Genomic DNA, 6587 nt, shown 5'->3' on the forward strand with positions numbered 1-6587 from the left:
GCGTAACCAGTTCGAGAGCCTGGTCGCGGAGCCACTGCCAGACCACCTGCTTGATCTGCTGAATGAACTTGAGCGTCGGGAGGGCGAGTCGTGACCGCCTCGGCAACCCGGCGCCCGCCCATGTCCGACCACCGACTTGCCGAATTCAAGGCGGCTCTCATCGCGGTTTTGCCCTCGCTTCGTGCGTTTGCGAGATCGCTCTGTCGAAACGGGTCGAAGCGGACGACCTGGTGCAGGAGACGATGCTGAAGGCCTGGAGCGCGAGAGAATCCTACATCGAGGAGTCCAACTTCAAAGCCTGGGCATTCCGAATTCTGAGAAATTCTCTCTACTCGAACTGGCGCAAAAACTCTCGCCTGACCCAACTGGAGGACACGGTCTACGAGAAGACGGCCAAGGCGACGGACAACGCCGAAACGGCGCTTGAGCTGGCAGAGGTATCTCAAGCGATCCTGGACCTGCCGCTGGAGCAGCGTGAAGCCCTGATCCTGATCGCGGCCGGCGGCTTCAACTATGAGGAGGTTGCGGCGATCGCTGGCGTAGCGGTCGGCACGATCAAGAGCCGCGTGTCCCGGGGTCGGGCAAATCTCATTGCGCTGATGGAGAACCGGGCGCATCGGCGCCCCAAGATCTCGGCGATTGGCGCGGCGCAAGGCCTGATCAGCGACGCTGACCGCCTGGTTCGCAACGCCACCGCGTCGGGATGAAGACCTCGGGGTCGGAGCCGTCGTCGCAGCTTACGCGCGCGCAACTTATGGCCGAAAACACGAAGCTCCGGCGCGAGATCGACCACAGGGTTCGCAACAGCCTCCAGATTGTTGCGTCGCTTGTGGATGTTACGGCGCGCAGCGCGACCGAGCCGTCAGCTCTGGCTGTTCTGGACATCCTGCGAGCCCGGATCTCTGCCATGATTGCGGTCTACCGGACGCTGGACGATGTCCCTCACCGCGCCTCTGTAAACATGGGTGACACACTCCGCGATCTGGTGGACCAGGTCGCCGATAGCCGACCCACCGGGACGCCCAGAAACGAGGCCCAGATCGAGGCCGAGAACATCATCCTGCCGCTGGATGATGCGATGCCGGTGGCCCTCATGGTGATCGAAGTGCTGTTGGCGGCCGCCTTGCAGGCTGACGCCGATTCCACAGGCCCGACGGCGATAGTGGCCCTCACACGCGAGGGGGCGGATGCACGTCTGAGAATTCACCTCGTCAATGCGACGGGTGACGCGCTGATGCCCCTGCTGACCCATCATGCGCAGGAGATGATTGAGGCGCTTGCGCGACAATTGGGCGGTCCGTTGATCGTCGACAATGACGAGGGCGTCAGTCGAACTATTGAAGTCCGGTTTCCGGTCCGGAATCTCGCTCGGACGCATGAGTGACGTGGAGCGAGCCGGGCCACGACGTTGCAGCTGGGGCGACGGGAGTGACAGCATTGCTGCTTGAGGCTGGGAAAACCTGCTGGCGCGCCACCCAGGCTAACCGCGCCGCCGTGCTGATCGATGCCGCAGCATACTTTGCCGCCGTGAGATCCGCCCTGAAGGCGGCGACGTCTTCAATTCATATGCTCAACTGGGCTTTTGATCCCGACACTAGACTCTGCCCTCGAGATCAGAGTGACATGGGGCCGGAGCTCGAGCTTGGAGCCTTTCTGATCCAGCTGGCTGCCGAGCGCCCTGAACTCAAGATCCGCATCCTGTGCTGGAAGTCTGCGGTTTTGGTATCCGCCACCCAACACTTCTTTCCGCACCGTGCGAGGCGGTGCTTCAAGGATACGCCGATCCAGTTCCACCTGGACGCCACCGTTCCGCTGGGCGGCTGCCACCACCAGAAGGTGATCATTGTCGATGGAAGGATTGCCTTTGTCGGCAGCTGCGACTTCTCCCCCGACCGTTGGGACACGCCCGAACACATGGACGCCGATCCGAGACGGCGGGTGTCAGGTCGTGCCGCGGCGTTTCACGAGCCCCGCCACGAAGTCATGGCGATTGTCGATGGCGGCGCAGCGCAGTCCCTGGCTTCCCTGTTTACCCGGCGTTGGCACCGCGCCGTCGGCGAGGACCTGGCGCCCGACCAGCCAACCTTGGTCGATGCCTGGCCCGACCGTCTTGAACCGCAATTCAACAATGTCACAACCGGCCTGTCCCGCACCGAGCCAGGGTGGCGGGGGCGCGAGGAAGTTCGCGAGATCGAGGCCTTGCATCTGGCCTCTATCGCTGCGGCCCGCCGATGTATCTATCTGGAAAACCAGTATCTGACTTCGCCGGTTGTTGGCGCTGCATTGGCGGCGCGGCTTGCTGATCCGGATGGTCCGGAGGTCATTCTGGTCTCCAACCAATTGTCACCCAGCTGGTTCGATCAGATGACCATGGATCGTCGGCGCTCACGGATCATCAGCTTGCTGCGGGCGGCGGACACCTTCGGCCGGCTGAGAGCCTATGTTCCCGTCACGGCGGCGGGCACGCCCGTTGTGGTTCACGCCAAGCTGTCGATCATGGATGATGACCTGTTGCACGTGGGATCCGCCAACCTCAACAACCGCTCGGGCGGCTTTGACACCGAGTGCGACCTCACAATCGAGATTGAACCCAGGGACGATGCAAACCGCTCCAGTGTCGTGCATTGCCGCAACCAGTTGATCGCCCACTGGCTCGCCTGCTCCGTTCCGGATGTGGCGTCGGCTGTTGCCGGGGCCGGAAGTGTCGGCGGCGGCATCGAGCATCTGAGAGCCCAGGGCTACACCCGCCTCTCGCCCCTGGAGTCCAGGCCGCTGGGGCCCATCTCCGCCCGCTTTGCCGGCTTGCATCTGGGGGATCCCGTGGGTGTCGCCGACTCCTGGAAACCCTGGAAGAGAACCCGGGCGATCCGCGCCGCACTCGCGATAGGGCTTCGCCGCGCGGCATGACCAGGGTCATGACCTACAATGTCCATCTATGCATCGGGACCGATCGCCGGCTCGATGTTGGTCGCGTGGCCGACGTGATCGCAGCCCAGGCGCCTGACATCATCGCTCTTCAGGAACTGGATGTCGGTCGCGCTCGAACCGGCGGTCTTGACCAGGCCCAGGAACTGGCGACGCGGCTGGGAATGCGGTTCCACTTCAATGCCGCCATATCCTTCGAAAACGAGGCCTACGGCGACGCGATCATGACTCACCTGCCCGAACGGCTGGTCAAGACCGGTCCGCTGCCCGGATACCCCCGCCTGCGCGGACTCGAGCCGAGAGGCGCGCTCTGGGTCTCGGTGCAGGTCGGCGGCCGTGACGTTCAGGTGATCACCACCCACCTGGGCCTCTTGCCTCAGGAGCAGCGACGCCAGGCGGCCGCACTGGCCGGCATCCACTGGCTGGGCGATCCGGAACGCCGCAATCCAACGATTTTCCTGGGCGACCTCAACGCCCACCGCGGCAGCCCGATCTTTCAGGCGTTGCTACATGGCCTCAAGGACACACGGGACGGCGCTGGCGGTGTCCCGACATTCCCATCGACCTTGCCCATCGTCGGAATTGATCATGTGTTTGTGAGCCACGACATTGCCGTCGATGCCATCAGCACGCCTAGGGATCGCCGGTCACGACAGGCTTCGGATCACCTTCCGCTTGTCGTCGATTTCCGTTTCGTCTGATCACCAACCCGGGCTCGGCTCCCAGCCATTGATCCGGGCCCGCCGCTGCTCGGCCGCCAGCAGAGACCTGATCATCGCCCGACAGCGCGCGTCCGGGGCGCTCCCGAGCCTGTGGACATAGTGAGCAATGTTCTGGTGGTGCACGAACCTGTCCAGCGCCTCCGCGATCTGGAGGGCTTCGCGTGCTGGCGCGCCCGGCGCGTTGGCCTGCATCCGCGCGGTCATGCGGGTAACGCAGGTTCTGCCCCGGCGGGTCTCTTGTTGGTCAGCGGCGTACGGGTCTCCGTCGTCCTCCCGTCAAAATGCTCCGAGCCCGAACTCGCCTCGGCCCGGGTCTCGCGCACGATCCCGTCCTGATGGTGAGGCGGCGAGTACAGTGTATAGAACCGCAGGGACTTGGACCCTGTATTGACAATGTTGTGCAAGGCGCCCGCCGGCACAAAGATGGCGTCTTTCTTGCTGATCCGGGTCCGCTTGCCGTCGATCCAGGCCTCGCCCCTGCCCTTCTCCACCCGGAAGAACTGGTCGTTGCCCTGGTGGGTCTCGTTTCCGATCTCTTCACCGGGCTTGAGGGTCATCAGCACCAGCTGCATATGCTGGCCGGTGTACACCACACGCCGGAAGGCAGCATTCTCGCCCGCCAGCTCGGCGATATCGTCGATGAAACCCTTCATGCGTCTTTCCCTCGCTCCCCGCTGCGCCTGCCGCGCCGGACACGTAGAGGGTCAACCCACGGGATCAGAAGGTGTTCCCGCGAGCGCGCACTATCCGCAGCCGGTCAAGCCGGGGCGGCGGCTCTGGATCGCGGAAGTGCAAGGGTGGTTGTCTGTTTGCTTGCAGGCGGGCGGCGAAACACAGACGCCGAAGCCCCCACCCATTCACGCCCGCCGGCGAACAAGGTGATGGTGCCCCAGGCCGGACTCGAACCAGCACGTCTCTCAACAATAGATTTTGAGTCTACCGCGTCTACCATTTCGCCACTGGGGCAGCGGGCCGCGAACATAGGCGCCGTGCGCTCCGCGTCAATGCGAGCCTTGCGTTACAGAGACACCGATTGTAACTGATAATCGTTCGCAAGTGTTGCGGCCGCGGGAATTCATCATGAGCGAGACCCAGGCCAGTCCTGCAGGCTCCGCAACGCAAGCCGGCGCGACCCGGCTTTCGAAGGCGCGACCGGGCGACCGGGGAATCATTGTGGATGTGCGATCAGACCCACGATCCCGCGACCACGGCGTGGATGACGCGGAGTTGCTGCGTCGCCTGCTGGAGTTCGGTTTTGTCGAGGGCGCCCGCATAGAGCTGATTCATGAGGGCGCGCTGGGTCACGATCCTATCGCCGTTCGGCTGGACGACATGCGCGTAGCGCTTCGGCGGCGCGATGCCGAGGACATCTGGATCCAGCTGGACGCACAATGAGCCAGGCGATCCCCAAACCCGCCCGCGTGGCGCTGGTCGGCAACCCGAACACCGGCAAGACCGCCCTTTTCAACGCGCTGACCGGAGGTCGCCAGAAGGTCGCCAACTACGCAGGCGTCACGGTGGAGCGGAAGGAAGGCCAGCTGGTCACTGCCAGTGGTCGGGCGCTGTCGATCCTGGATCTGCCCGGCACATACTCCCTGCGCGCCCGCAGTCCCGATGAGGCCGTCACCCGCGACGCGGTGCTCGGCCGCCTGCCCGGCGAGATCGAGCCCGATGTGGTGATTGCAGTCGCTGACGCCACAAACCTGCGGCTCGTGCTTCGCCTGATCCTTGAGCTCAAGGCCGTGGGTCGACCCATGGTGCTGGCGCTCAACATGTACGACATCGCCCAACGCCAGGGCCTGAGGATCGACATCGAGGGCCTGCAGCACGATCTTGGTTGTCCCATCGTCACTACCGTGGCCACCCGAAAGCGCGGCATTGAGGAACTGACAGCCCAGGTCGAGGCTCTGATTTCTGGCGGCGCGCTGCCCGTTCGCAATACCTGGCATGAGCCCGACGCCGCCGGCATCCGCGACGCCCACCGCGAGGCGCAGCGGCTGCTGAAGGCCCATGTGCGACCACCGGAACGCCCGGACACGCTTACCGCACGTATCGATGATGTGCTGCTGCACCCGGTGGGCGGTCTGGCGATCCTGCTGGGTCTGTTGTTCGTGATGTTCCAGGCGGTTTTCGCCTGGGCGGCGCCTCTGATGGACGGCATCGACGCCGGGTTTGCCTGGCTCAGTGTATTTGTGGGTCAATCCCTGCCGGATGGGCTGATCAAGGATTTCATCGCCGACGGCGTGATCGCCGGTGTGGGCAGCGTGCTGATTTTCCTGCCGCAGATCCTGATCCTGTTCTTCTTCATCATCCTGCTGGAAGACTTCGGCTACATGGCGCGCGCCGCCTTCCTGATGGACAAGCTGATGGGCGGCGCCGGGCTGCATGGCCGCGCATTCATCCCCCTGCTCTCCAGTTTCGCCTGCGCGATCCCGGGCATCATGGCCGCGCGCGTGATCGACCAGAAGCGCGACCGGATCACCACGATCCTGGTGGCCCCGCTGATGACCTGTTCGGCGCGGATCCCGGTCTACACCCTGATCATCTCAGCCTTCATCCCGGACCGCGCCGTGGGGCCGGGGCTGAACCTGCAAGGGCTCGTGATGTTCGGCCTCTACGCCTCGGGGATCCTCAGCGCACTGGCGGTATCGTTTGTGATCCGCCGGGTATTCTGGCGCGGCGCCGTGGAGCCGTTCCTGATGGAACTCCCCACCTACAAGCTGCCGTCGGCCGAAAGCGTGGCCCGCAATCTGTTGCTGCGCGCCCAGATTTTCCTGTCGCGGGCGGGCCGTATCATCCTGCCGCTGATGGTGCTGGTGTGGTTCCTGTCAACCTTCCCCGGGCCGCCGCCGGGCGCCACGCTGCCGCCGATCGACTACAGCTTCGCCGGCATCGTCGGCCACGCGATCCAGCCCCTGTTCGCCCCCATCGGCTTCAACT

General features: G+C 64.3%; 8 protein-coding genes and 1 tRNA gene. 7 read left to right on the plus strand and 2 right to left on the minus strand.

Annotated features, from left to right (window positions below):
* The 5 genes from ACIQ42_RS14100 to ACIQ42_RS14120 all read left to right on the plus strand — a co-directional run.
* On the plus strand, positions 1-94 hold a 94-nt coding region (locus ACIQ42_RS14100; RefSeq protein ID WP_397422903.1), incomplete at its 5' end, for a NepR family anti-sigma factor.
* A 148-nt stretch (positions 95-242) separates the two neighbouring features.
* The gene (locus ACIQ42_RS14105; RefSeq protein WP_397422892.1) at positions 243-707 is read left to right on the plus strand and encodes a sigma-70 family RNA polymerase sigma factor; all 465 of its coding nucleotides are present in this window, start codon (positions 243-245) and stop codon (positions 705-707) included.
* A 47-nt stretch (positions 708-754) separates the two neighbouring features.
* Complete coding sequence (locus ACIQ42_RS14110) at positions 755-1384, plus strand: histidine kinase dimerization/phosphoacceptor domain -containing protein (protein ID WP_397422894.1); 630 nt, start codon at positions 755-757, stop codon at positions 1382-1384.
* Between the two features lie 44 nt (positions 1385-1428).
* Positions 1429-2907 carry a phospholipase gene (locus ACIQ42_RS14115; protein WP_397422895.1) on the plus strand — a complete coding sequence of 493 codons (1479 nt, stop codon included), beginning with the start codon at positions 1429-1431 and terminating at the stop codon, positions 2905-2907.
* Positions 2904-3626, plus strand: coding sequence for an endonuclease/exonuclease/phosphatase family protein (locus ACIQ42_RS14120; protein WP_397422896.1), 723 nt, complete (start codon positions 2904-2906; stop codon positions 3624-3626). Before ACIQ42_RS14115 ends, ACIQ42_RS14120 begins: the two co-directional genes overlap by 4 nt.
* Before the next feature lie 221 nt (positions 3627-3847).
* Here the strand turns inward: ACIQ42_RS14120 and ACIQ42_RS14125 are convergent, their stop codons facing one another.
* The gene (locus ACIQ42_RS14125) at positions 3848-4300 is read right to left on the minus strand and encodes a cupin domain-containing protein (RefSeq protein ID WP_397422898.1); all 453 of its coding nucleotides are present in this window, start codon (positions 4298-4300) and stop codon (positions 3848-3850) included.
* Positions 4301-4529: 229 nt separating this feature from the next.
* Positions 4530-4613: transfer RNA gene (locus ACIQ42_RS14130), tRNA-Leu, on the minus strand.
* A 114-nt stretch (positions 4614-4727) separates the two neighbouring features.
* On the opposite strand from ACIQ42_RS14130, the gene ACIQ42_RS14135 reads away from it, so the two are divergent.
* Positions 4728-5042 (plus strand): ferrous iron transport protein A, encoded by a 315-nt coding sequence (locus ACIQ42_RS14135; protein WP_397422900.1) that lies wholly within the window; start codon positions 4728-4730, stop codon positions 5040-5042.
* Positions 5039-6587: ferrous iron transporter B (locus ACIQ42_RS14140; RefSeq protein ID WP_397422901.1), on the plus strand; the 1549-nt coding region annotated here is incomplete at its 3' end. The genes ACIQ42_RS14135 and ACIQ42_RS14140, both read left to right, overlap by 4 nt.

Source organism: Phenylobacterium sp. (genome assembly GCF_044372605.1).
GTDB lineage: Bacteria > Pseudomonadota > Alphaproteobacteria > Caulobacterales > Caulobacteraceae > Phenylobacterium.

Bases quoted from the DNA above. Each gene is read 5' to 3' on its own strand.
- ACIQ42_RS14105 (WP_397422892.1), top strand. From the start codon at position 243: ATGCTGAAGGCCTGGAGCGCGAGAGAATCCTACATCGAGGAGTCCAAC.
- ACIQ42_RS14110 (WP_397422894.1), top strand. From the start codon at position 755: ATGGCCGAAAACACGAAGCTCCGGCGCGAGATCGACCACAGGGTTCGC.
- ACIQ42_RS14120 (WP_397422896.1), top strand. From the start codon at position 2,904: ATGACCAGGGTCATGACCTACAATGTCCATCTATGCATCGGGACCGAT.
- ACIQ42_RS14125 (WP_397422898.1), bottom strand. From the start codon at position 4,300: ATGAAGGGTTTCATCGACGATATCGCCGAGCTGGCGGGCGAGAATGCT.
- ACIQ42_RS14135 (WP_397422900.1), top strand. From the start codon at position 4,728: ATGAGCGAGACCCAGGCCAGTCCTGCAGGCTCCGCAACGCAAGCCGGC.